This window comes from Leifsonia lichenia, assembly GCF_054780215.1.
The window spans coordinates 128,645-152,314 of the sequence record NZ_BAAGWT010000009.1 but is presented as its reverse complement, the minus strand read 5'-3'; the positions used below and the strand labels follow the sequence as shown (position 1 = coordinate 152,314).

Below are 23,670 nucleotides of genomic sequence, written 5' to 3'. Positions count from 1 at the left end.
TTGCAGCGGTCCCGACACGTCTCGATGTCGCCCGATACGCTGCATTTTCGTCTGAGTGTTGTCAAATTGTCACGCGGGCAAGACTGTCCATGCTCTCGGAAGAGGGGCGGTCTCACCTGCCGCAATGGTCAGGGAAGCGCCGCGGCTGTTGGTAGGCATCGCGCGCGGACGGTGCACTTGCCGTTCGTGCTGCTCTCGCATCATTCGAGCGCGCCCCCGCTCCGACTGCACAGGTCAGCGGCCAGCCGGCACCGCTGTATCAGCCCGGAGTTCGGACTGCCGCCGGCACGAGTTCGACCTGGAGCTCGTCGAGGTTGCGCAGGTGCTCATGCGCGTGCGCGCGGGCTGCGCCCATGATCAGTTGCGCTTCAACGAGACTGTCGGCGCCGACGACGATCTTCGCACCGCCCTGCAGCCGGTGGCCGACCCATCGCAGCTGCACACGAGCTACGGCAATCACTCCGTCAGTCTCTTCGAGCGCGTGCTCGAGCTGATCGACGAGCTCCGGCTCGATCACATCCAGGAGGCGGCGGCCGATACTGCGGACGGTGCCCCAGAGCAGGACGATGATCGCCGCAGAGATGAGCAGACCGACGATCGGGTCCGCAAGTGGAAAGCCGAGCATGACGCCAAGCGCGCCGAGCACAACGGCAAGGGACGTGAACCCGTCGATACGAGCGTGGACACCGTCAGCGACGAGCGCAGCAGACCCGATGCGCTGACCGACCCGGATCCGGTAAATCGCAACCGCCTCGTTACCGGCGAAGCCGATGATGCCCGCAACAATCACCCAGCCAAGGTTCTCCAGCGGATGTGGGTGGAAGAGCCGGTCGATCGACTGCCAGGCGGCGACGATCGCCGAAAGCGCCACGACGGCGATGATGAACAGGCCGGCGAGATCCTCAGCACGCCCGTACCCGTAGGTGTAGCGGCGAGAGGCGACGCGGCGACCGAGCACGAAGGCGACCCAAAGCGGCACAGCCGTGAGCGCGTCAGAGAAGTTGTGCACGGTGTCGGCCAGGAGGGCTACGGAGCCGCTGAAGGTGACGATGACGGCCTGCAAGAGCGTCGTGGCCAGCAGCACGAACAGACTGATCTTCAGTGCGCGGACGCCCTCGGTGCTCGCCTCCAGCGCATCGTCGATCGAGTCGGCGGCATCGTGCGAATGCGGCACGAACAGCCCGTACAGGAAACCCTTGAAACCCTTCGGATGCTCATGACCGTGCTCGTGCTCATGACCGTGCTCGTGCTGGTGACCATGTGGGTGCCCGTCGTGCTGATGGGTGTGCGCAGCTCTCACGCGGTCGCCTCTGCGCCAAGCGCAGCTTCGCCGTGGTGGTGCCTCGGAGTACCGCCAAGAGAGTGCTCGGCCTGGAAGATCGCGTCGGTCACCAATCGGCTGGCGTGCTCGTTCTCCAACCGGTAGAAGACGCGTTGACCATCCTGACGCGTCGAAACTATCCGCGCGAGCCGAAGCTTCGCAAGATGCTGGGAAACCGAGGCCGGCTGCTTGTCCAAGATGTCAGCCAGGTGGTTCACCGACAACTCACCCGCATCCTTGAGCGCAAGAACGATACGCACACGAGTAGCGTCGGCGAGCATGCCAAAGACTTCCACGGCGAGCTCGACGAACTGACTGTCGGGAAGTCGACCGCATATTGCTTTATCTGCATCCATACGCAGATTAATACACAAAAACGGTGGTTAAGCAATTGCACGGGTTGGATCGAGTTGCCACGCCACAGTTGCCAGTGACCACCCACGAGCCCGCGCCAAACACGGCGTGGGCTCGATTGACGTGAAGCAAGATCGCAAAGGGACCGCCTGCGGCGCTCTGCTTGCCGGGTTGTCCGTCTGCCTGGCCGTCGATCGTAGTTCGCTCCCGCGGGCTACGTTCCGGGCTTTCGCGGCATATCCTCACTCGCTGCGCTCCCTGTGGTATTCCACGACCCGGCACTCCGCTCGCTTCCGCTCTCCCTCGATCCTCTTGCCAGACAGGCGAACAAGAACAGTTGATCGGAAAAGCAGAAATGAGCGACACCACCACGGTTGCGGGCACCATCGAACACCTCGACCCCCACACCCTGAGCATCGAAACCAACGTGCGACCCTCCGCACCCATCACCCCCGCCTTCGTGCAGAGCATCAAGGAGAACGGGGTCCTCACCCCCGTCCTCGGATACCGAAGCGACGACGGCCAGGTGACCGTCCGGGCAGGACAGCGCAGGGTCTTCGCCGCCCGCGAAGCCGGTCTCGCCACCATTCCCGTCTACCTCGTGGAGGCAGATGATGCGACCGCGAGGCGGATCGTGCAGCAGATGGTCGAGAACGACCAGCGTGAAGCCCTCACCGACGCCGACCGCGCCGCCGCATTCCAGCAGCTCGCGTTCGAAGGACTCTCCGTCACCGCGATCGCGCGCCGCACCGGCACCAAGACGAGGGAGGTCAAGACCGCGTTGGCGGTGGTCGAGAACCAGATCGCGGCATCCGCGATCCATGAGAATCAGTTGACCTTGGATCAGGCGGCGGTGCTGATCGAGTTCGACGACGACGACGAGACCCGCGCCAACCTCATCCAAGTCGCCACAACGGATCCGGCGCAGTTCGCGCACACGGCCCAGCGGGCACGCGATGACAAGGCCCGGGCCAAGGCCAAGGCAGACACGGAAGCCGATCTGGCGGGACGTGGCTACCTGATCCTCGACAGCGATCCCGGCTACTACGACACCGAGTACACCCGCATTAGTGAACTGCTCACCGCCGACGACCAGCGCGTCACCGTCGAGCACATCGAAAGTCTGGAAGGACGTGCGGCCTACGTGCGCGTCTACGCCGACGGGGAGGCCAACGTCACCTACTTCGTCCAGGATGCGAAGGCGGCCGGGTTCCACAGCTACGGCGGCAGCCCGTCCAAGTCCGGCCCTATGACGGACGAGGAGAAGGCGGAGCGGCGCACGCTGATCGCCAACAACAAGGCGTGGGCTTCCGCCGAGATCGTCCGCCGCGAATGGCTCACCACGCTCCTCTCCCGTAAGAGCCTTCCGAAGGACGCCGCAGTCGTGATTGCCAAGGGACTCACCGTCCACAGGCAGGCGATCAGCACCGCCACCCGCGAGGGAAACGAACTCGCCCACCAGCTGCTCGGCCTGGAGCAGTCCGGCTACGTCGAGAGTGACAAGCTCACGGCATTGATCGAACAGACCCCGGCCAAAGCTCAGCATGTCGCCCTCGCGGTGGTGCTCGGTGCGTGCGAATCCGTCACCAGCAAGCAGACCTGGCGTTACCCGTCCCCTACCGACACCGACTACTTCGCCCTGCTCGCCAGCTGGGGGTACAGCCTCAGCGACGTCGAGCAGATCGTGACCGCCGACGGCGCCGCGGATGCGGAAGGAGCCGCTGCATCACGCGGCGCGGGGCCAGCCGCAGACGACTGATTGCGACGGACGGAAGCGGGCCCATGCACCGGGCCCGCTTCTCGCTCTTGCGCGGTCAGGATAGTTCGTGAACCGAAGGCCCAACCATCGACGGCCCGACGACCGGGCCTCCCCGCTCGGCTACCCGATTGAAGGCCAGGAACGGCACACACGCCGTCTCGGCCGTCAGCGCCGCGAGTCGGCCGATTGGCGTGCGCGGGTCAGCGGCGATCGCCCACCCGTCAACGGCGTACCCGCTCACCGTCTCGACGCACTCCCGCTTCTCCTCCGTCGACGGGCTGGTCGAGCCGACCACCCCGATCAGTCCACCCTGCAGTTCCGGACCCATGTTTCTCGCATCGATGATGAATACCCGCATCCTGATCACTCCCCTGGTTGATCGTTTTGTTTGCCTTTCCGGCGGGGAGATCAGTGGCGAGTGGGAGGGGCGTGAGTGCCGGGACCGTGGAATACCGGAGGGAGCGCAGCGAGTGAGGATATGCCGCGAAAGCCCGGCACGGAAGCACCGGGAACGAGCTACGATCGGGCGGCGGAAAGACACACAAACCCAGCTAGGACAGCGCCGCCCACGGCGGCTCCGCTAAGCGGCACGCCACAACATGTGCCCCCACACCGCGACCCACATGCTACGAAGCGGATACCCGGTCTGCATTCGATCGCGATTGCGTCATCCCAGGGCCACAGAGAGGCAGATGGTTCCGGAGCCGCTACGCGGCGGGACTCGTCCGAGCTGCTTGCGACTTGTCGGGACGCCATCGTAAGTCGCTGGCGCACCCTGCCGTTCCAGCCGATCTCTGACGCGCCCTCCAGGCTTATCTCGCCAGAGATCGGCTGGCACTCTCGGTGCCAGTGAGCCCCGTCGAACTCTACTAACACCCGTCCGCACCGGATCTCAATCACTCCCGACTGTAGGCGTCGCTCAACCTATAGAAGTCTGTCTATTGAAATCTGTATGTCGCCTTCCGTTCACCTGGAATTCACATAGACGATCTTCTATAGGTACGCCGGTCCAGCCGGCAATCACATTCGTCTGAAGCGGGCCCTCGCCCGCGAATGGAAGGACCTACCGTGTCGATTCGATCGCGCGCAGTGACATTGCCGGCCGCCCTGGCCGCCGGTGTCCTGAGCCTCGTTATGCTGACCGCTTGCGGCAGCGACAACAATGCAGGGGCCAACCCCACCGGCTCCTCGACCGCAGCAGCCTCCAAGGTGGACTGCGGCGGCAAGACCGCTTTGAAGGCCAGCGGCTCCACCGCGCAGGCCAACGCTATGACCCGCTTCATCGCGGCCTACGAGGCCGCCTGCCCGAGCGCCACGCTCGACTACACCTCGAACGGTTCCGGTGCCGGCGTCTCTGAGTTCATCGGCGGACAGACCGACTTCGGCGGTTCGGACTCGCCGCTGAACGCGGACAAGGGTGAGCCGGCGGCTGCCCAAAAGACCTGCGGCAGCGAAGCATGGAACCTGCCGGTCGTCTTCGGTCCGCTCGCGGTGACCTACAACGTCAAGGGCGTCGACACGCTCGTCCTCGACGGCCCGACGCTTGGCAAGATCTTCAGCGGTGGGATCAAGACCTGGAACGACCCAGCGATCGCCGCACTGAACAAGAGCGCGTCACTCCCCTCCGAGCCGATCAACGTCATCTTCCGCAGCGACGAGTCCGGCACCACGGACAACTTCCAGAAATACCTCACATCCGCGTCCGATGGCTCCTGGACCAAGGGCGTCGGTAAGGCGTTCGCCGGCGGTGTCGGCGAGGGCGCCAAGGGCAACGAGGGAACCTCAGCCGCAATCAAAACGACCGAAGGCGCGATCACGTACAACGAGTGGTCTTTCGCCACGTCGCAGAACCTCAAGCAGGCTGAGATCGTCACGTCCGCCGGCCCCGACCCGGTGAAGATCACCACTGAAACGGTCGGCAAGACCATTGAGGGCGCAAAGATCAAGGGGACTGGCAACGACCTGGTCCTCGACACGAGCTCCTTCTACAAGCCGACCGCGACGGGCGCCTACCCGATCGTTCTCGCCACCTATGAGATTGTCTGCTCGAAGTACAAGGACGCGGACACCGGTAAGGCTGTCAAGGCGTTCCTGCAGTCGACCATCACCGGCGGCCAGGCGGGGCTTGCCGACAACGGCTACATCCCGATCCCGAGCCAGTTCCTCGGCAAGCTCAGCACCGCGGTCAACGCGATCGGCTAGCACCACTCTCATGGACAACATGCGACCCGACGTCGCAACCGCTGGGGATCTGCCGCAGAACGCGGCAGGTCCCCTCGCGGCCGATACCGCTAACTCCGTCCGAGCCCGCCGCGGCTCCCTCGCCGACAAGAAACAGCCAGGGCGCACGGGCGACGCCATCTTCCGCGGCTTGGCGACCGCAGCCGGCGGCACCATTGTCGCCGCCATCGCGCTGATCGCGATCTTCCTGCTCATCAAGGCTGTCCCGTCCCTGATGGAGAACAAGGTCAACTTCTTCACCAGCACCGAGTTCTCCACCTCGGACGCGAACAATCTCCGCTTCGGCATCCGCGATCTCCTCATCGTCACCGTGCTGAGCTCGGTCGTCGCCCTCGCCATCTCTGTACCGGTCTCAATCGGCATCGCGATCTTCCTGACCCAGTACGCCCCCAAGCGCATCGCTCGATTCTTCGGCACCCTCGTCGACCTCCTCGCCGCCGTGCCCTCGATCGTTTTCGGCCTCTGGGGAATCTTCATCCTCGCCCCCGCTATCGAACCCGTCGCGATCTTCCTCAACCAGGCGCTCGGCTGGTTCCCCCTTTTCGCAAAGGGCAACGTCGCGATCAACGGCGGCGGCACCATCTTCACCGCCTCGGTCGTCTTGGCCGTGATGATCTTGCCGATCGTCACCGCCATCAGTCGTGAGGTCTACAAGCAGACCCCGCTCTCCCAAATCGAGGCGGCACAAGCGCTCGGCGCTACCAAGTGGGAAGTCATCCGCACCACGGTGCTTCCGTTCGGGAAGAGCGGCACGATCGCGGCGGCCATGCTGGGACTGGGTCGCGCGCTCGGCGAGACGATCGCAATCCTAATCATTCTGCGGACCTCGCCGATCCCCTCCCACTGGAGCATCTTCGATGGTGGCTACACCTTCGCGAGCAAGATCGCATCGGCGGCCGCTGAATTCAGCGCCCCCTTGCCTACAGGTGCCTACATTGCCGCCGGTTTCGTGCTCTTCGTCCTCACCTTCGTTGTCAACGTGGTCGCCCGCCTGATCGCAGGAAGGAAAGCCGCCTGATGACAACCGCCACCAAAGGCCGGCCGCACACCAACGTCGTCTTTCCCCCGGTCAGCGACTCCAGACGAGCGCGTGACATCACCGCCCGCATCCTCGTCCTTCTCGCCTTCTTGGTCGCCCTCGTCCCGCTCGCGTGGGTACTCATTGTGGTCATCGCCAAGGGTATTGGCGCCGTCGTCAGCTCCACCTGGTGGACGCACTCACTTCGCGGTGTCCTGCCCGAACAGTTCCTCGGCGGCGCCTACCATGCGATCTACGGCACCCTCGCGCAGGCCTTCGTTGCCGCTCTCATCGCGGTTCCGCTGGGTATCTTCGTCGCCATCTACCTCGTGGAATACGGGCGTGGAACGTTCGCTCGGATCACGACTTTCATGGTCGACGTGCTCTCCGGCATCCCGTCGATCGTGGCCGCCCTGTTTGTATTCGCGCTCTGGATCACCACTCTCGGCCTCCCTCAAAGCGCGTTCGCGGTCTCAATCGCGCTCGGGCTCCTGATGCTGCCCGTCGTGATTCGTTCCACCGAAGAGATGCTGCGCTTGGTACCGAACGAGATTCGGGAGGCGTCGTACGCGCTCGGCGTCGCGAAGTGGGTCACCATCGTCCGAGTCGTCCTACCGTCCGCGTTCTCCGGCATCATCAGCGGAGTCCTGCTCGCTGTCGCCCGCGTGATGGGTGAGACCGCTCCGGTCCTGGTTCTAGTCGGTTACAGCCGGGCGCTCAACTTCGACATCTTCAACGGCAACATGGCTTCGCTTCCGCTCCTGATCTACAGCGAACTCATCAACCCGCTGCCAGCTGGGCAGTTCCGCGCCTGGGGCGCGGCCCTCACGCTGATCATCATCATCGCGCTACTGAACGTGATCGCCACCCTTCTCGCCCGCTTCCTCACCCGCAAACACTCCGCATAGGAAACCCGATGAAACGACTCGACATCAAAGACCTCAACGTCTACTACGGCAAATTCCACGCCGTCGAGGACGTGTCCCTACACGTGGCGCCGCGCAGCGTCACCGCCCTCATCGGGCCGAGCGGATGCGGCAAATCCACCGTGCTCCGCACCCTCAATCGGATGCATGAGGTGATTCCCGGGGCTTACGTCGAAGGTGAAGTGCTGCTGGAGAACGAGAACATCTACGGAGCCGGCATCAGCGCGGTGTCCGTTCGCAGGACAATCGGGATGGTCTTCCAGCGGCCGAACCCCTTCCCGACCATGTCGATCCGTGACAACGTCGTCGCCGGGCTCCGACTGCAGGGCGTGAAGAACAAGGGACGCCTCGACGAGATCGCCGAGCGATCGCTACGGGGCGCCAATCTCTGGAACGAGGTCAAAGACCGGCTGAAGAAGCCAGGCGGTAGCCTCTCCGGCGGGCAGCAGCAGCGACTCTGCATCGCTCGTTCCATCGCCGTCGAACCTGATGTTCTCCTCATGGACGAGCCCTGCTCGGCGCTCGATCCGATCTCCACACTGGCGATTGAAGATCTGATCACCGAGCTGAAGGAGACATTCACCATCGTGATCGTCACCCACAACATGCAGCAGGCGGCACGGGTCAGCGATCAGACTGCCTTTTTCAACCTTGGTGGAGTCGGCCAACCGGGCCGACTGATCGAGGCCGGCGACACAGAGACGATCTTCTCCAACCCGACCCAGAGGGCAACCGAGGACTACATCTCAGGGCGGTTTGGATGACCTCGACGTCCAAGCGCGGCAACTCGGTCATCGGGGAATACGCCTACGCACAGGCCGGTGCCACCAGGCTTGCGCCGCCACCGTTGCGTTGGCCCATGCGTGTATTGGCGATCGAGTCCAGTCTGCGCTTGAGCAACGATTCTCGCTCGGGCCTGCTGCGACACGGCATCGAGCTCTGCACCTACTCGGACGGACTCAGCGCCTTACTCGGGTTCGCGGAGGAACACCCCAGCATCCTGGTAGCCCCGACCGACATGTCCGGCGTCGACCTCCTCGCATTCGTCGACGCGCTGCGCGCGTGGTCGGAGGTCCCGATCATCGTCGGGATCGGCAGCGAACCCGGCTCACACGAGCGAGCATTCCACGCACTCGAGCACGGCGCGCGGTCACTGATCGGGCTTCCGTTCAGCGGCGCCGACATCGCCGCTGCAGTCCGAAACCTCGGACTAACGCCAGCGTCAAACGATGCCGCCGACGTCGTGACCGTCGGCCCCGTCAGGCTGGACCCGCAAGCGTTCCAGGTGACCGTCGACGACCACGTTGTCGCGTTAACACCACGCGAGTTCCACGTATTGAAGTACCTGATGAGCGAATCGCACCGGCTCGTGAGTCCGGAGGAACTCTCCGAGCAGCACAGCGTTTACGGGGACGCGAATGTCGAGGGCACACGGGTGGTCGTGCTGCGCATTCGCAAGAAGCTCGAAGCCGTCAAACCCGGAAGCTCGACGATGTTGCAGACTGTTCGCGGTCTGGGCTATCGCTTCGTCAACTCCGAATAGGCGTTAGCCGAGTACGCCGAAGTTTCCGTCACTGGAACGACGATGACCGGGCGGCTCTGCAGGTGTACGAGACGCGTCGCGACCGAGCGGGACAACCACTCGTCCACTGCGCTCATCGCGCCGCGCGAGCGGCTGCCCACAACGATCCTGGATGCACTGACTTCATCGGCGAGACGAGCCAAAGCCTTGGGTGGGTCGCCGTCGATGAGGGTCAGGGACCAGTTCACGGCCGCCCCACCCACTGCGGAGCGGATTACCTCTTCAAGCTCGGCCACCAGGTATCCGTCGTCCGTGTGCGGGAAGGCATCACGTCGCTGCCGGGTGGTGTCCCATTCAGACAAGTAACTGGTGGCTCGAACATGCGCAAAGATCAACGGCGACTTGCTCTCCATCGCCGTGCGCACACTCTCCAGCAATACACGGCGCGGTTGGCCAGGGTACACACCCGCGAGCACCGGTGAGGACGATCGAACGCCATTTCGATCGCTCATGACGACTCCTCCGGACAAATAGATAGACATCTATCTGATACCAGCTTACGTCTAGCGACGCCCCGAGTCGTCCACCATTCGCTACCACCCGTGCTAGGTCAAAAGTTCAGTTTTCCGACCCGCTTCGATGAGGTACGACACGAACGCTGAGCAGGTCACAAGCATGTACTTCGCTATTGCTTGGTCGGCGTCAGCGGCCTCGATCCCAGCGTGCCGGATGCCGTTCGCACTGGAAGTCCAGCCATACATCTTTAGCCAGGCCTCTTTGAGCGCAGGATGGATGATGAGCCCAGCTGCCTCCAGTTTCTTGAGCCCGGCTCCAAGCTGCCCTTCGCCCGTGACCTTCTTCACCACGGCCTCAACTGCGGAGATCGACTCTTTGATCGAGTTCGGGTAATCCGGGGTCTGCCGGTCCGCGAGAAGTTCCACGGCCCTGTCGAGGCTGTGGCGTGCCCCCTTGATCGAGTCCGCATCGACGAGGGCCTCGGTGACAGCGTCACTCTCGGCCGCGGAATCGACGGGGGTAATCTCGTGCCCGATGAATCGATAGCCGACCAGATTGTCTTCGAATCTGCCGTTCAACGCCTCAACCATGGTGTTGGGCAAGGCATCGAAGTCATAGGTCTTGTTCGCGTCGAGGTACCGAATGAAGGCCTCAAGCAGGTCGAAAACCTCAATCCAGGTGCCTTTCAGCAGAGTCGCCTTCATCAGATCCCACAATGCGGTAAGCGATAGACGCTCGTCTCGGGGCTTCCTCCAATGCCAGACCCACATCGCGGTGAGGGTGTTCTCCTCCGTCGTGTCGCCATAGGAGTCGAGGATGCCCGGGGTAAGGGCGAGCACATTCCACAGATCGGTCCGTGTCTCGTCATCCAGGCTCTCGCGTTGGATGAGCGTTCGGACCTCTTTGTAACCGTGCCGCTCGGAGAAGGATGCCATGTGGCAAGGCTAGCGAGCCTCTCGAACAGGTGAGGCGCTCGACAAGGGACAAACGCCCGCGCGATCCCGGCTACTACGGCACCGCTCTAGTGGATCGGCTCCAGCCCGACGCTCTTCAATAGCCCCTCGACTCGCTGCTGGATATCGTCCCGAATCCGGCGCGCCTCCTCCAACGGCTTCCCCACAGGGTCCTCGACCGGCCAGTCCAGATACCGTCGTCCCGGATAGACCGGACACGCGTCGCCGCAGCCCATCGTCACCACTATGTCCGAGGCCTGCACGACCTCGTCAGTAAGCGGCTTCGGGAAATCGGCGCCCACCGGCACGCCGATCTCATCGAGGATCTCCACGACGGTCTCGTCGATCGCGCTGGCCGGCTGCGATCCGGCCGTGCGGACATGCACACGATTTCCAGCGAGCTGCCGCAGGATGCCGGCAGCGATCTGGCTGCGACCGGCGTTCTGGACACAGACGAAAAGGATCTCGGGCGTGCCGCTGAGGTCGAAGCCATGGGCGGCGGCGAGCGCCCCCAGCCGGTCCGTCGCGAACCGACTGGTCAGCGATGGAAGGTGACGAGTGACCTGCGCTCGCTCCCTCAGCAACTCATAGCTGTCCGCGACGTATTTGCCGACCGTCTCTTTCGAGAAGTTAGCGGAGAAGCGGTAGGCGAGCCGATCGGCGATCTTCTGGATCACCGGAGGCAGCGTCTCCGCAGGCGGTCGGTCGGACGCCACGTGAGCCGGGGTGGTGTCCGGCGCAGCCGGACCGCCGAGGATGCGACCGAACCGCATCCATGCGTCCGCGGTCGGCCGATAAATCGGCGCCGTCGCCGACGGCTCGCAGGTCAGGAGTCCCGCTTCGACGAGCACCCGGATGTCATTGGTGATCCCAACCGAGGTCAAGCCGAGCGACTGAGCCAGAACCGCCTCCGAATAGAGGCCCTGCGGGTCGGTGACCAGAATGCTCATCAACCGCAACCGGCCCGGGTCGGCGAGCGCCGCGACCTGAGTCGCGCGCTCAGCCGCACTGGCCGAGTCGAGCGGCCGCGGTGATCCGTCGGCCGGGTTCATCGCTCACCCAAGAAGGTCGGTGATCGACGCGCGCCGGTCGGGTGCGATCGAGTACCAAACTTTGCGGCCACGCTGTTCACGCTCGACGAGCCCATCCTCGAGCATGATCCGCAGGTGGTGCGAGATGGTCGGCTGACGCAGACCCATGCCGTCCGTGAGGGTCTGCACGGTAGCTTCCCCATCCGGGCTGCCGGCGAGGATGCTGAGCAGCTGGATCCGAGTCGGGTCTGCGATCGCGCGGAGAGTGCGTGCGAGCTCCTCAGCGGTGCCGCGCTCGAGAGGCGCCGGCGTTGCGTCGCCACCGTCGTGCGGGTCAAGCAATCCCATGGCAGGGATCCTAGTTGACCGGGATGAAGGGACTCCTGAGGAATCATGCGCTTGCCCTCAGTTGCGCGCGAGCGCGTCCTCAGCGGCAGTCTGCGACTGTGCGTGAGTGCCGAGACCATGGGCGGCCAGGAAGTGCTCTGCGTCGAGCGCCGCGGCACAGCCTGTTCCTGCCGCGGTGATCGCTTGGCGATAGCGCCGGTCGACGAGATCCCCGCACGCGAACACCCCAGCGAGATTCGTCTCGGTTGTCGGATGCTTGACCTTCACGTACCCCTCGGGGTCGAGCTCAATCTGTCCGGCGACGAGGGCGCTGCGCGGGTCGTGGCCGATAGCGACAAACAGGCCCGTCGCGTCGAGAGTTCCAGGCTCTCCAGTGATCGTGTCGCGGAGGCTCAGGCTATCAAGCCTCTCGTCGCCGTGGGCTTCGGCGATCTGCGTGTTCCACCGGACGTTGATCTTCGGGTTCTCATGAGCTCGATCCTGCATGATCTTCGACGCCCGGAGCTCGTCGCGGCGGTGGATGAGGGTGACGGAGTTGGCGAACCGGGTGAGGAACATTGCCTCCTCCAGGGCCGAGTCGCCCCCGCCGGCGACGGCGATGTCCTGATTCTTGAAGAATGCGCCGTCGCAGGTGGCGCACCAGGAGATCCCATATCCAGACAGTCGGTCTTCGCCGTCGATGCCGAGTTTGCGATGAGCGGACCCCATCGCAAGGACGACGACGTGCGCCTGGTATTCCGTGCCGCTACCCGTGGTGATCGTCTTCAGGTCGCTGGTGAGGTCGACGGCTGTGGCGTCGTCGTAGACGAGGCGGGCGCCGAAGCGTTCGGCCTGCTGACGCAGATTCTCCATCAGGTCTGGGCCTTGAATGCCGTCGATGAAGCCGGGGAAGTTCTCGACCTCGGTGGTGTTCATCAGGGCGCCGCCGATCTCGACCGAACTGGTCAGCACGATCGGCTCCAGGCCCGCGCGGGCCAGATAGATCGCGGCGGTGTAGCCGGCGGGACCGGAGCCGATAACGACGACGTTCTCGACGCTCATGCGGGCGTCACCTCCAGGCTCTCCAGCAGCTCGCGCACGTGCTGTTCCACCTCGGCGCGGATCTCCCGGACCGTGTCGATCGACTGTCCCTGCGGATCCCGCAGCTCCCAGTCCTGATAACGCTTCCCCGGGTAGATCGGGCATGCGTCGCCGCAGCCCATCGTGACCACCACGTCGGCGGCCTGTACGACATCGTCGGTCAACGGTTTCGGGAACTCGCGGCTCATGTCCAAGCCGAGCTCGGTCATCACCTCGACGACTGCCGGATTCAACTCGTTCGCCGGCATCGACCCGGCGGAGCGGACGTGGACACGACCGCCCGAGAGGCGTTCGGTGAGCACTGCCGCCATCTGTGAACGGCCCGAGTTCTGCTCGCACACGAAGAGCACCTCGGGCCAGATCACGGGAAGTGCACCCTTGGCTTGGGCGAGCGCGGTGAGGCGTTCGGTCGCGAAGTGGATGGTGCGGGTCGCCAGGTGCGCCTTTATCGTCGCGGTGCGAAGGAGAGCCGTGTACGACTCCAGCACATAGCGTTCGACGGTTTCCCGGTTGAAGATGCCCTCGAATTTCTCGGCCAGCTCATCGGCCAGCCGACGCAGATAGCGTTCCGGATAGGCGAGTTCCGGTTGAGCTCGGCGCCCCGTTGCGTCGATGGTCATGAGCGTCACACCGCCGCGGGGAGAAGCTCGGAGAGCAGGTTCTCTACGCGCTGCTTGATGTCGTCGCGGATCGGGCGGACCTCGTCGACCGGGCGGCCGGCGGGGTCGGTGAGCTCCCAGTCCTCGTAGCGCTTGCCGGGGAAGATCGGGCAGGTGTCGCCGCAGCCCATCGTGATCACCACGTCGGACTCCTTGACGGCCTCCGTGGTGAGGATCTTCGGCTGCTCGTTCGCGATGTCGATGCCCTGTTCAGCCATGACCTGCACGGCGATGGGGTTGATCTGATCCTTGGGCTCGGAGCCGGCGGAGAGCACGTCGACCCGTCCCTCGGAGAGCTCGCGCATGAAACCTGCGGCCATCTGGGAGCGGCCGGCGTTGTGAATGCAAACGAACAGGACAGTGGGCTTCTCAGACATGGTTCTCCTCGGTTCTCAATGATCTACGATAAGCATAGATGTAGATCAATGCTTATTCCAGTCCGGGACGCTCAGTTCCCGAACTGTTCACCTTCGAGCCGTTCGAGCAGGCTGCGAACACGCTCCTCGATGTCATCCCGAATCTCTCGCACCCTGGCGACAGGCTGCCCGACCGGGTCAGGGATGTCCCAGTCCAGATACTCACGACCCGGATAGATCGGGCACGCGTCGCCGCAGCCCATCGTGATCACGTAGTCCGCCGCCCACACAGCCTCGTCCGTCAACGGCTTGGGGAACTCGCCGCCTAGGGGTGTGCCAATCTCATCGAGCACAGCCACGATCGTCGACCGAACCGCATCGGCCGGCTCGGAGCCCGCCGTCCTGACAATGACCCGGTCGCCGGCGAGCTGTCGCAGGATCGCCGAAGCGAGCTGCGAGCGGCCAGCGTTCTGCACGCACACGAACAACACCTCGGGGACGGTGTGAGAGGATTCGACGGTCCTGAGGAGCGCGTCGAGACGGTCGATCGTGAAGCTGCTGGTCTGAGATGCACGATTGGAATGCGACCCGTCGCGTTCCCCAAGCATGCGATAGCTGTCCTCGACATACTCGCCGACAGTCTCTTGCGCGAGAATACCCCGGTATCGAGTAGTGAGGTCAGCGACGATCCGCCGCAAAGCGTCCGTGTCATCTCTCGTCTCGCCGCCCCGAACGAGGTCGGAGACACGATCGAACTGGGAAGGCGTGATCGAGTACCACGCCGTTCGACCGATCTGTTCCCGCTCGACCAGCCCCTCGTTCTTCAGTATCCGCAGATGGTGAGACACGGTCGGCTGGGTTAGCCCCAGAGTCTCGGCCATCCGAGTCACCGACCCTCTCCCCTCCTCGGAATCGAGGATGATACGGAGGAGGGCGGCCCGCGTGGGATCACTGATCCGCTTGAGACTCTGCAGTCCCGTGGGGTTAGCGACACTCATAGACGCGAGTCTATGCTCCTTGGCGCTCAGCCGCGCCACGCCCTTCGTCTTGCTCCTCGTCGAGCAGCATCCCAACCGAGGTCGCACATGCGTCGCCCTTCCAGGCTTCGACGCCCTCGCGCAGCGCGAAGAAGGCAATGACGATGCCTGCGATCGGGTCGGCCCACCACCAGCCGAAAAAGCCGTTCAGGAGCAGGCCCACCAGCACTGCGGCGGAAAGGTAAGTGCAGATCAAGGTCTGCTTGGAATCGGCGACTGCGGTAGCGGATCCCAGTTCCCGTCCGGCGCGTCGTTCGGCGTAGGAGAGAAACGGCATGATGAGCACACTCAATGCAGTAAGTACGATCCCGACCGGCGAGTGTTGGGCGTCGATCCGTCCGATCAGCGACAGCAGCGAGCTGGTGGTCACCTAAACGGCGAGCGCGAAGAACGCGACCGCGATGACCCGCAGGGTCGGCTTCTCCCAGCGCTCAGGGTCGCGACGTGTGAACTGCCATGCAACGGCCGCCGCCGAGAGAACCTCGATGGTCGAGTCAAGGCCGAAGCCGATCAAGGCGACCGACGACGCGACGCTGCCCGCCGTAATCGCCACCACGGCTTCGATCAGGTTGTAGCCGATGGTTCCCGCGACGATCCATCGAATCCGGCGTTGAAGAACGGCGGCCCGGTCAACAGAAGCAAAGGCGCTCATGCGCAGTGACACTCCTCCCCCGCGCAGCATCCAGGCTCGACGAACAAGGTCACCCGCAGAAGTTCGTCCAGCGCTGGCGCGATATGACCGTCCGCGAGCCGGTACCACGTCCGCCGGCCTTCCGGGATAGCCTCGACCAGTCCACAGCCCCGCAGACAGGCAAGCTGGTTGGACATCACCTGTCGGGACACGTCGAGCGCTTCGGCGAGATCTGACGGAAAGGCGGGCGCCTCGCGTAAGGCGAGCAGGATGCCGAGCCTGGTGGGATCCGATAGCGCGTGACCGAAGCGCGCAAGAGCGGCGGTGTGCGTGACTGTGGCAGCTGGCGCGAGCGTCGTCATCGGGCGGCCCAGGTGGGAGCGGCGAAGGCGGCCAGGTGGTCCACCGTCCGCCCATGGAGGTGGCCAACGTGCGTCATGCGCCAATGGTACAGCGTTTGCTGTACTAATGGAACGTTCGAACGCCGGCCACCCATGCACACAGTCAGCCGACTAGGAGCAGCACGAGCCGGAGCTTCCTCCGGTGGAGCAAACCCCGGTGGCCGGCAGCACAAGCTGCACGTTCCGGGCGGACGCGATGTCGCCGGCTAGGTAGGCGGTGATCGAGCGGACCTGCTCGTATCCGGTGGCGAGCAGGAACGTCGGCGCGCGGCCGTAAGACTTCATCCCGGCCAGGAAGAAGTTCGGCTCCGGTTGCTGCAGCTCGGCGAACCCGTGTGGTTCGACCGTTCCGCAGGAGTGGATGTTTGGATCGATCCGCGGCGCCAGCCGGACAGGCGCCTCCACGATCTCATCGAGTTCGAGCCGAATCTCGCGCAGCATGTCCAAGTTGGGCCGGAACCCGGTCGCGTTCACCACCACATCGGTGTCGTGCGCGACGAGTTCGCCAGCGCGCTGACCGACCACGCGGACGCCGTGCTCGGTCGGGGCGAGGCGGAGGATCTCGAACCGGTCGAGCTGGTCGATGGCACCAGTGTCGATGAGGCGATCGACACGCTTGCCGATCGCGGCGCGCTCGATGAGCTGGTCATCTTCCGAGGTCGTGACGCGAACAGCACTGGCGTTGCGAATCAGCCAGGTGATCTGCGTTTCCGGGACCTCGCGCTTGAGCGCCGCAAGGTTGAGCAGTGTGTTCGCGGCCGAGTGTCCCGCACCGACGACGGTGACACGCTTGCCCGCGAACCGGTCGCGCTCCCGCCCCACGACGTCGGGCAGGGCGTGCGAGACATATTCGGCCACCGCCGGCAGCCCGAGCGGATCGAGGCCGGACGAGGCGAGGCTGTTTGGGGTGAGGTACGTTCCCGAAGCATCGATGACAGCGCGCGCAGTCACCTCACGCACGCCCTCCGCGTCCTGGATACGGAGCAGGAAGGGTGTGTCGGCGCGCCCAGTGCTGCGGGTGCGGTCCATGCCTTCGCGACTGACGTCGGTCACCATGACGCCGTAGCGGATGTGCGGGCGGATCGAATCGAGCGCTGCCAGCGGTGCCAGATACTCCTCGAGGAACTGGCCGCCGGTGGGAAGCTTCTTGTCGTCCGGAGCTGTCCACCCGGTCTCCGCGAGGAGACGGGCGGCCGCGGCATCGACGAGCATCTTCCAGGGTGAGAAAAATCGGATGTGCGCCCATTGAGCAACGGTGTGACCCGACGCAGGCCCGGTCTCGTAGACCTCGAAGGGAATGCCGCGTTCGATCAGATGCGCTGCGGCGGCGAGCCCAATCGGGCCGGCGCCAATGATCACCACCGGCAGACCGTCAAGCCGACTGCGGTGGACCACTGGGGCGGTGAGGTCGACGAGAGTCATCCGTCATTCTCCATTCATCGAAGGTTTTCGATATACAGTGTGCCCGCTTCATCGAAGTCTGTCAATGTACGGGTACACTAACAGCATGGCTGTCCTTGAAGCACTCCCGATCACCCCCGTGAATGCCTGCTGTACCCCGGTGACCAGCGAGACGCTCTCCCTCGACGAGGCGGAGTCCATGGCCAGCGCATTCAAAGCGCTCGGGGATCCGACCAGGTTGCGCCTGCTCTCGATCGTGGCGAACTCGGAAGGCCAGGAAGCGTGCGTCTGCGATCTGACCGAACCGGTCGGGCTCAGCCAGCCGACGGTGTCGCACCACCTCAAACTCTTGCTGGACGCGGGCTACATCACCCGGTCGAAGCGCGGCACCTGGTCGTACTACAAGCTGGTCCCGGGAAGTCTCGAGCGAGTCTCGAAGGTCCTCACCACGGCGCTGTGACCGAGGTCGCCGAGTCAGGCATAGCAACGAGGCAGGCGTCGCACTGGAGCCTTGCCGCACTGTCCGCCGGCCAGATCCTGAACTGGGGGGTCCTCTACTACGCACCGATCGTGGCCGCGCCCGCGATCAGCGTGGACACCGGCTGGGCCCTTGCCGCCGTCACTGGCGCGATCGCAGCGGGGCTGGTGGTCTCTGCACTCACCGGCCCGATCGTTGGACGTCTGCTCGACTCGTGGAGTCCTCGGATCGTCATGACAACGGGCACAATTGTCGGCGCAATCGGCGTCGCCGCCTCTTCGACCGCGCCAAACCTCGAGCTATTCTTCCTGTGTTGGATTGTCGTCGGCGGAGCGCAAGGCGCTGTGCTGTACCAGGCAGCCTTCGCCGTCATCACCTGTCGCTACGGTGAGCGCCGACAGGGCGCCCTCACCATCGTCACCCTTGCTGGTGGTCTCGCCTCCACTGTGTTCGCCCCCGCCACTGCCGCTTTGCTCGGTGCGTCCAACTGGAGAATCACCCTCCTCCTGCTCGCCGGGCTTTTGCTCGTCGTCGGTGCGCCCCTGCACTGGTTGTCAGTAGAGAAGCGATGGGCGCCCCTTCCCCACCAATCGGTAGCCGAGCATCGGGTGTCGACAGTGGTCCGAACCCGGAGGTTCTGGGTGCTGGTCGGCACGATGTCACTGATCACGGCCAGCCTGTACACGGTGACTCTGGCGATCATTCCGCTCTTCACTGAGAAGGGCATGAGCTACCCAGTCGCCGCGCTGGCCCTAGGGCTGGTCGGCGCCGGCCAAGTGATCGGTCGTTTGCTCTTCTACGTCACACCTCGACGCGCGAAACCCTGGCTGCCGATCGCGATCATCGCGTTCGGGTCGACCGTGGGGGTACTCGCGTTGGCCCTGATCCCAGGACCGGTATGGTTGCTGCTTCTCTTAGCGATCCTGGTCGGTGCGATACGCGGCGCCAACACGCTGGTCCAGGCGTCGGCTGCCGCTGATCGTTGGGGAGTCCACAACTACGGATCAATCAATGGCGTTTTCGCCGCACCCATCACAGTGCTGACGGCACTGGCACCTGCGCTCGGGCCCCTCATCGCCAACGGTGTCGGCAGCTACGCGGGAATGGCCGCGCTCATGGCCGGCGTGGCTCTGGCAGCACTGGCTCTCGCGCGGGCGACCTAGCTCGGCGTCAAATGCGCGGCGAGGGAGTCGACCCTTCGTGCAATCTCCTCGAAGGCCGCTTCGAACGCGAGCGCACTGCCATCCGGCACCGGATCGGGAATCGACCAGTGCGAGCCTCCCAGCGCCAGCTCCTCGTGCGCACGGTCGCAGACGGTCACAACGTAGTCATCGGCAGCGAGAACATCGGTGTAGAACTTCGGTCGACCCGCCAACGCGACTCCGTGCTGCGCCGCCACCTGAACAGCGCCCACCGCGACGCGTGCCGCCGGGTGCGTTCCCGCAGACACGGCAGGGACGTTGCTAGAACGCGACCAAAGCGCCTCCGCCAGTTGCGAGCGCGCCGAGTTCGCGGTGCAGACAAAGACGACGCGGTGCGCCGCCGCATCGGCCGACGGCCCAACTGCCGCGAGCGCGGCCGGCCGCAGGCGCACGTATGTCCTCCGGCGATCTCCTTCCGAGCGTTCGCGCACAATGATCCGCTCACGCTCAAGCACCGCGAGGTGGTGCGCGAGCAGATTGGTCGAAACCCCCAACTCCGCGACGAGCTCTCCCGGCGTCAAGTCACCGAGCACAAGGAGATCCACGACCCGTAGGCGCAACGGATCCGCCAGGGCCGCGTGCAACGCAGCCCGCTCCTCCAACGAATTTCGCCCACTGTTCATTACCTCAATGTTGACTGAGGTAACCGTCACCGGTCAAGATGAACCTGATGAATACGCGCCTCTTCTCTCGACTGCTCGCTGAGTTCCTCGGAACCGGCCTCCTCGTCACGGTCGTCGTCGGCTCCGGAATCGCGGCCAGTCGCCTCTCCCACGACACAGGCCTGCAGTTGCTGGAAAACAGCATCGCCACCGCCCTCGGCCTTGCCGTGCTGATCCTCCTGTTCGGTTCCGTCTCTGGAGCCCACTTCAACCCGGTCGTCTCGCTGGTCGACTGGGTCGTCGGCCGATCCGCCCGCAACGGGCTAACCCTGACCGAAGCCTCGGCATACATACTCGCTCAAGTCCTCGGCGCCATCGGCGGAGCACTGCTGGCGAACGCGATGTTCGAACTCCCCACACGCATCGCCACCACCGAGCGGGTCACCGCCGGGACGCTCCTCGGCGAAGTCGTCGCAACCGCGGGACTCATCATGCTGATCCTCGCTCTGGCTCGAACGGGCCGCAGCGCAGCGGCCGCTCCCGCGATCGGCGCCTACATCGGAGCTGCCTACTGGTTCACCAGCTCCACCTCGTTCGCGAACCCCGCCGTCACGATCGGGCGGATCTTCTCCGACTCCTTCGCCGGGATCGCCCCGGCGTCCGTCTTCCCCTTCATCGCCGCGCAACTCGTCGGCGCCGCCATCGGCGCCGGACTCACCTTGGCGTTGTTCCGCTCTGAGAAAGTACTGGCTCAGGCCGCCGCGGACGTCGTCATCCCGCAGACCACCGATCGCTGAACGGAACCGTCCCATGCATCTCGTCGCCATCGGCGGCAGCGACGCCGGCATCTCTGCCGCGCTGCGCGCCCGCGAACTCGACCCGGCGACCGACGTCACCGTCGTCGTCGCCGACGAATACCCGAACTTCTCGATCTGCGGCATCCCCTACTACTTCTCCGGTGACGTGCGCCCGTGGCAGTCTCTGGCCCATCGGACCCACGCCGACCTCGAAGCGACCGGGATGTCGTTGAGGCTCAACACGCTCGCCACCAGCATCGACGTAGCGCGCCAGCAGTTGAAAGTTCGGACCTCGGACGGAACCGAGTCCGTCGTCGCCTACGACGAACTGGTCGTCGGGACGGGCGCACTTCCCTCTCACGCCGGCATTGCGGGGCTCGACCAGCTCACCCCCGCAGACGGGCTGCACGTCATCCACTCGATGGGCGACACTTTCGCCCTGGATAAGGACCTTGAGGCCCGCGATCCGCGCACCGCGATCATCATCGGCGCCGGCTACGTCGGGCTCGAAATGGCTGAGGGATTCACCGCACGCGGGATCGATGTCACCGTCCTCCAACGGGGACAGGAAGTTCTCTCGACTCTCGACCCCGAACTCGGATCCTCCGTCCGCGAGGAATTGATCCGCCACGGGGTTCACGTGCGCACCAGCACCGTCGTTCGCTCGGTGGAGAAGGACGGCGACGGTCTTGTCGTGCACGCCGACCACGATGGCGAGCCTGTTCACCTGAGAGCCGACATCGTGCTCGCCGTCGTCGGGGTGCGCCCAAATACTCAACTCCTGGAATCCGCCGGGGCCACCCTCGGCGCTGGACGCGCGGTCGTTGTCGACGATCAAATGCGCACCGGACTTCCCCACATCTACGCGGCCGGCGACGGCGTCGTCACTCACCACCGGCTGCTCGGCGTCACTTACCTCCCGCTCGGGACGACCGCACACAAGCAAGGACGCGTCGCCGGCGAGAACGCCATCGGAGGCGAGGCCCGATTCGCCGGGTCCGTCGGAACACAGGTCGTGAAGGTCTTCGACCTCGTCGCCGCCCGAACCGGTCTGCGCGACCACGAAGCAAGCGCCGCTGGCTTCCAAAGCGTCACCACCCAGACGACCGCCGACGATCACAAGCGCTACTACCCAGGCGCCCAACCAATCAGCATCCGAATCACCGGAGACGCGGAATACGGACGCCTCCTCGGCGCTCAACTCGTTGGCCGCCTCGGCACGGAAACCGCGAAACGCGTCGACACATACGCCACCGCGCTCTTCGCCGGCCTCACCGTCCAGCAGATCAGCGACCTCGACCTCTCCTACACACCACCACTCGGCTCACCATGGGACGCCGTCCAAGCAGCGACCCAGGCCTGGACCCGAGACACCACCGAAGCCGAAATCACTGTATGAACACCTCCCCCGTCGTCCTCTTCATCTGCACCCACAACGCCGGCCGGTCCCAGCTCGGATCCCACCTCTTCCGTCATGTCGCCGGCGATCGCGCCCGTGCGACCAGTGCCGGAACGGCCCCCACCGACGGGCCCAGCCGGCCCGTAGTCCGGGCCCTTGCCGAACTCGGCATCGACAGCTCCAACTCGCAGCCCCGCGCCGTGACTGTCGACGACCTGGCAACTGCCGACGTCGTCGTCGCCATGAAACCGGGGCTCGAACTCCCCGGCCCCGTCGCGGGCCAGTTCGTCCAGTGGGAGTTCCCCGACCCGGCGAGCTGGGATCTCGACGGCGTGCGTGAACTCCGAGACTCGATCCTGGTTCAGGTCGAGGAGCTGGTGGAGTGGGTGGCGCCCGCACGAGAATGACCCAGTGACCACTCTGGAAAGCCCGGCCGCCGAATGATCATCCGTGCACTCACGCAAGCGGACTGGCCAGAAGTCGAGCGAATCTACGCCGAGGGGATCGCGACCGGCAACGCTACGTTCGAGTCGGCGCCTCCATCGTGGGAGCAGTTCGACGCGAGCAAGCTGCAGGTCGGGCGACTGGTCGCGGTCGATCAGGGCGGTGTCGCCGGATGGGCAGCTGTATCTCCGGTGTCCTCACGTGAGGTGTACCGGGGCGTCGTCGAGCACTCCGTCTACGTGGCCGAACGCGCGCGCGGCCACGGACTCGGACGAAAGCTCCTCGACGAGCTGATCGCCGCCTGCGACAACGCGGGCATCTGGACCATCCAGTCAAGCATCTTCCGCGAAAACGCCCCCAGCATCCGGCTCCACGAACAGACCGGCTTCCGGGTGGTCGGCCACCGCGAGCGCATCGCCCTGATGACTTACGGCCCCTGGGCCGGGCAGTGGCGCGACACCATACTCATCGAGCGGCGACGAGAAGGTAGCTCGAATCCATTGGCGGAGCTAACCTGAGCGCACCTTAGGGAGGCCCTCTCGTGCACGCGGAACCCCTGCTCGGACTGGACGTGGCGTCGCGCTCCGTCGTGTTCCTCGTTCTGCTCGGAATCCACGTCAGCGCGGCGCTGGTCGCCATCGTGAGCGGACTGGTCGCCATGTTCAGCCGGAAGGGCTCCGGCCGACACCTGGTCAGCGGCCGGATCTACTTCGGAGCGATCCTGATCGTCTTCAGTTCCGCCTGCGCGATGTCCGCATTCCGGTGGCCGACCGACCTACCGCTCGTTGCCGCCGGAGCTGTGGCTGCCGTCGCGGCCACTTACGGGTTCATCTATCGTCGGCTACACCGACCCGGCGACGCTCCGCACATCATCGCCATGGGAGTCTCCTATGTCGCGATGCTGACCGCGTTCTACGTCGACAACGGACCCCAGCTGCCGATCTGGCAGCTCCTCCCGTCCTGGCTGTTCTGGCTCCTGCCAGCGATCGTTGGAACGCCCCTCATCGTCAGGGCCGTGGTTCGACGGCGTCAACATCAGCCGTCGAACTAGCAACGAACTTCTGCGTGGAGCCGACTGCGTCGGCGCGATATGTGTGTCTTCTCCCCGCTCCGGCCTGCGATCGTAACGGCCTCCGGCTGCTCCGTTCCCGACCCTCGCTATTTGCAGACTCCGTCGCTGCGCTCCTCCACTTA

General features: G+C 64.7%; 27 protein-coding genes and 1 pseudogene. 13 read left to right on the top strand and 15 right to left on the bottom strand.

Annotated features, from left to right (window positions below):
• Positions 1-259: 259 nt before the first annotated feature.
• Together ACYVGI_RS15820 and ACYVGI_RS15815 are read right to left on the bottom strand one after the other, a co-directional pair.
• Positions 260-1,300 carry a cation diffusion facilitator family transporter gene (locus ACYVGI_RS15820; RefSeq protein ID WP_460633555.1) on the bottom strand — a complete coding sequence of 347 codons (1,041 nt, stop codon included), beginning with the start codon at positions 1,298-1,300 and terminating at the stop codon, positions 260-262.
• Positions 1,297-1,677, bottom strand: coding sequence for an ArsR/SmtB family transcription factor (locus ACYVGI_RS15815; protein ID WP_460633554.1), 381 nt, complete (start codon positions 1,675-1,677; stop codon positions 1,297-1,299). The genes ACYVGI_RS15820 and ACYVGI_RS15815 overlap by 4 nt, the downstream gene beginning before the upstream one ends.
• 353 nt (positions 1,678-2,030) lie before the next feature.
• On the opposite strand from ACYVGI_RS15815, the gene ACYVGI_RS15810 reads away from it, so the two are divergent.
• On the top strand, positions 2,031-3,434 hold the full coding sequence (locus ACYVGI_RS15810) for a ParB/RepB/Spo0J family partition protein (protein ID WP_460633553.1): 1,404 nt from the start codon (positions 2,031-2,033) through the stop codon (positions 3,432-3,434).
• 55 nt (positions 3,435-3,489) lie between these two features.
• On the opposite strand, the gene ACYVGI_RS15805 is transcribed toward ACYVGI_RS15810, so the two are convergent.
• On the bottom strand, positions 3,490-3,792 hold the full coding sequence (locus tag ACYVGI_RS15805; protein WP_460633552.1) for a hypothetical protein: 303 nt from the start codon (positions 3,790-3,792) through the stop codon (positions 3,490-3,492).
• A gap of 710 nt (positions 3,793-4,502) precedes the next feature.
• On the opposite strand from ACYVGI_RS15805, the gene pstS reads away from it, so the two are divergent.
• Genes pstS through ACYVGI_RS15780 form a run of 5 tightly spaced genes read left to right on the top strand, consistent with a single transcriptional unit; the run spans position 4,503 to position 9,162 of the window.
• Positions 4,503-5,636 carry a phosphate ABC transporter substrate-binding protein PstS gene (pstS, locus tag ACYVGI_RS15800; protein WP_460633551.1) on the top strand — a complete coding sequence of 378 codons (1,134 nt, stop codon included), beginning with the start codon at positions 4,503-4,505 and terminating at the stop codon, positions 5,634-5,636.
• A gap of 10 nt (positions 5,637-5,646) precedes the next feature.
• Positions 5,647-6,693 (top strand): phosphate ABC transporter permease subunit PstC, encoded by a 1,047-nt coding sequence (gene pstC, locus ACYVGI_RS15795; RefSeq protein ID WP_460633550.1) that lies wholly within the window; start codon positions 5,647-5,649, stop codon positions 6,691-6,693.
• Positions 6,693-7,601, top strand: a complete 909-nt coding sequence (pstA, locus tag ACYVGI_RS15790; RefSeq protein WP_460633549.1) for a phosphate ABC transporter permease PstA — start codon at positions 6,693-6,695, stop codon at positions 7,599-7,601. The genes pstC and pstA overlap by 1 nt, the downstream gene beginning before the upstream one ends.
• 8 nt (positions 7,602-7,609) lie before the next feature.
• Complete coding sequence (pstB, locus tag ACYVGI_RS15785; RefSeq protein WP_460633548.1) at positions 7,610-8,383, top strand: phosphate ABC transporter ATP-binding protein PstB; 774 nt, start codon at positions 7,610-7,612, stop codon at positions 8,381-8,383.
• Positions 8,380-9,162, top strand: coding sequence for a response regulator transcription factor (locus ACYVGI_RS15780; RefSeq protein WP_460633547.1), 783 nt, complete (start codon positions 8,380-8,382; stop codon positions 9,160-9,162). Before pstB ends, ACYVGI_RS15780 begins: the two co-directional genes overlap by 4 nt.
• On the opposite strand, the gene ACYVGI_RS15775 is transcribed toward ACYVGI_RS15780, so the two are convergent.
• From ACYVGI_RS15775 to ACYVGI_RS15725, 11 genes and pseudogenes are all read right to left on the bottom strand, one after another.
• Positions 9,138-9,653 (bottom strand): universal stress protein, encoded by a 516-nt coding sequence (locus ACYVGI_RS15775; protein ID WP_460633546.1) that lies wholly within the window; start codon positions 9,651-9,653, stop codon positions 9,138-9,140. The two genes, ACYVGI_RS15780 and ACYVGI_RS15775, sit on opposite strands and share 25 nt — an antisense overlap.
• Before the next feature lie 93 nt (positions 9,654-9,746).
• Entirely contained in the window at positions 9,747-10,592 is an 846-nt protein-coding gene (locus ACYVGI_RS15770) for an AbiJ-NTD4 domain-containing protein (RefSeq protein ID WP_460633545.1), read from the bottom strand.
• Positions 10,593-10,678: 86 nt separating this feature from the next.
• A complete protein-coding gene (locus ACYVGI_RS15765) occupies positions 10,679-11,662 on the bottom strand; it encodes an arsenate reductase/protein-tyrosine-phosphatase family protein (protein ID WP_460633544.1) in 984 nt (327 codons plus the stop codon).
• A 3-nt stretch (positions 11,663-11,665) separates the two neighbouring features.
• The gene (locus ACYVGI_RS15760) at positions 11,666-11,989 is read right to left on the bottom strand and encodes an ArsR/SmtB family transcription factor (protein WP_460633543.1); all 324 of its coding nucleotides are present in this window, start codon (positions 11,987-11,989) and stop codon (positions 11,666-11,668) included.
• A 57-nt stretch (positions 11,990-12,046) separates the two neighbouring features.
• Complete coding sequence (gene trxB / locus ACYVGI_RS15755) at positions 12,047-13,030, bottom strand: thioredoxin-disulfide reductase (protein ID WP_460633542.1); 984 nt, start codon at positions 13,028-13,030, stop codon at positions 12,047-12,049.
• Complete coding sequence (locus tag ACYVGI_RS15750; RefSeq protein ID WP_460633541.1) at positions 13,027-13,689, bottom strand: arsenate reductase/protein-tyrosine-phosphatase family protein; 663 nt, start codon at positions 13,687-13,689, stop codon at positions 13,027-13,029. Before ACYVGI_RS15750 ends, trxB begins: the two co-directional genes overlap by 4 nt.
• Before the next feature lie 5 nt (positions 13,690-13,694).
• Positions 13,695-14,105, bottom strand: a complete 411-nt coding sequence (locus tag ACYVGI_RS15745; RefSeq protein ID WP_460633540.1) for an arsenate reductase ArsC — start codon at positions 14,103-14,105, stop codon at positions 13,695-13,697.
• Positions 14,106-14,176: 71 nt separating this feature from the next.
• Entirely contained in the window at positions 14,177-15,082 is a 906-nt protein-coding gene (locus ACYVGI_RS15740) for a metalloregulator ArsR/SmtB family transcription factor (protein WP_460633539.1), read from the bottom strand.
• A gap of 10 nt (positions 15,083-15,092) precedes the next feature.
• A pseudogene (locus ACYVGI_RS15735) lies at positions 15,093-15,773 on the bottom strand (cation diffusion facilitator family transporter).
• Positions 15,770-16,114 (bottom strand): ArsR/SmtB family transcription factor, encoded by a 345-nt coding sequence (locus tag ACYVGI_RS15730; RefSeq protein ID WP_460633538.1) that lies wholly within the window; start codon positions 16,112-16,114, stop codon positions 15,770-15,772. Before ACYVGI_RS15730 ends, ACYVGI_RS15735 begins: the two are co-directional and overlap by 4 nt.
• Positions 16,115-16,264: 150 nt before the next feature.
• Complete coding sequence (locus ACYVGI_RS15725) at positions 16,265-17,575, bottom strand: NAD(P)-binding domain-containing protein (RefSeq protein WP_460633537.1); 1,311 nt, start codon at positions 17,573-17,575, stop codon at positions 16,265-16,267.
• Positions 17,576-17,660: 85 nt separating this feature from the next.
• Between ACYVGI_RS15725 and ACYVGI_RS15720 the strand changes: the two genes are divergently transcribed.
• Complete coding sequence (locus ACYVGI_RS15720) at positions 17,661-18,014, top strand: ArsR/SmtB family transcription factor (RefSeq protein ID WP_460633536.1); 354 nt, start codon at positions 17,661-17,663, stop codon at positions 18,012-18,014.
• Positions 18,011-19,195, top strand: coding sequence for an MFS transporter (locus ACYVGI_RS15715; protein ID WP_460633535.1), 1,185 nt, complete (start codon positions 18,011-18,013; stop codon positions 19,193-19,195). The genes ACYVGI_RS15720 and ACYVGI_RS15715 overlap by 4 nt, the downstream gene beginning before the upstream one ends.
• On the opposite strand, the gene ACYVGI_RS15710 is transcribed toward ACYVGI_RS15715, so the two are convergent.
• On the bottom strand, positions 19,192-19,857 hold the full coding sequence (locus ACYVGI_RS15710; protein WP_460633534.1) for an arsenate reductase/protein-tyrosine-phosphatase family protein: 666 nt from the start codon (positions 19,855-19,857) through the stop codon (positions 19,192-19,194). The genes ACYVGI_RS15715 and ACYVGI_RS15710 overlap by 4 nt on opposite strands.
• 38 nt (positions 19,858-19,895) lie before the next feature.
• Here ACYVGI_RS15710 and ACYVGI_RS15705 point away from each other — a divergent pair, with 38 nt between their 5' ends.
• The 5 genes from ACYVGI_RS15705 to ACYVGI_RS15685 are packed head-to-tail and all read left to right on the top strand — an operon-like array spanning position 19,896 to position 23,527.
• Entirely contained in the window at positions 19,896-20,633 is a 738-nt protein-coding gene (locus tag ACYVGI_RS15705) for an aquaporin (RefSeq protein ID WP_460633533.1), read from the top strand.
• A gap of 13 nt (positions 20,634-20,646) precedes the next feature.
• Positions 20,647-22,032, top strand: coding sequence for an FAD-dependent oxidoreductase (locus ACYVGI_RS15700; protein WP_460633532.1), 1,386 nt, complete (start codon positions 20,647-20,649; stop codon positions 22,030-22,032).
• Positions 22,029-22,439 carry an arsenate-mycothiol transferase ArsC gene (locus ACYVGI_RS15695; RefSeq protein ID WP_460633531.1) on the top strand — a complete coding sequence of 137 codons (411 nt, stop codon included), beginning with the start codon at positions 22,029-22,031 and terminating at the stop codon, positions 22,437-22,439. The genes ACYVGI_RS15700 and ACYVGI_RS15695 overlap by 4 nt, the downstream gene beginning before the upstream one ends.
• 33 nt (positions 22,440-22,472) lie before the next feature.
• Entirely contained in the window at positions 22,473-22,994 is a 522-nt protein-coding gene (locus ACYVGI_RS15690; RefSeq protein ID WP_460633530.1) for a GNAT family N-acetyltransferase, read from the top strand.
• A 23-nt stretch (positions 22,995-23,017) separates the two neighbouring features.
• Positions 23,018-23,527, top strand: a complete 510-nt coding sequence (locus ACYVGI_RS15685) for a DUF2306 domain-containing protein (RefSeq protein WP_460633529.1) — start codon at positions 23,018-23,020, stop codon at positions 23,525-23,527.
• Positions 23,528-23,670 lie beyond the last annotated feature (143 nt).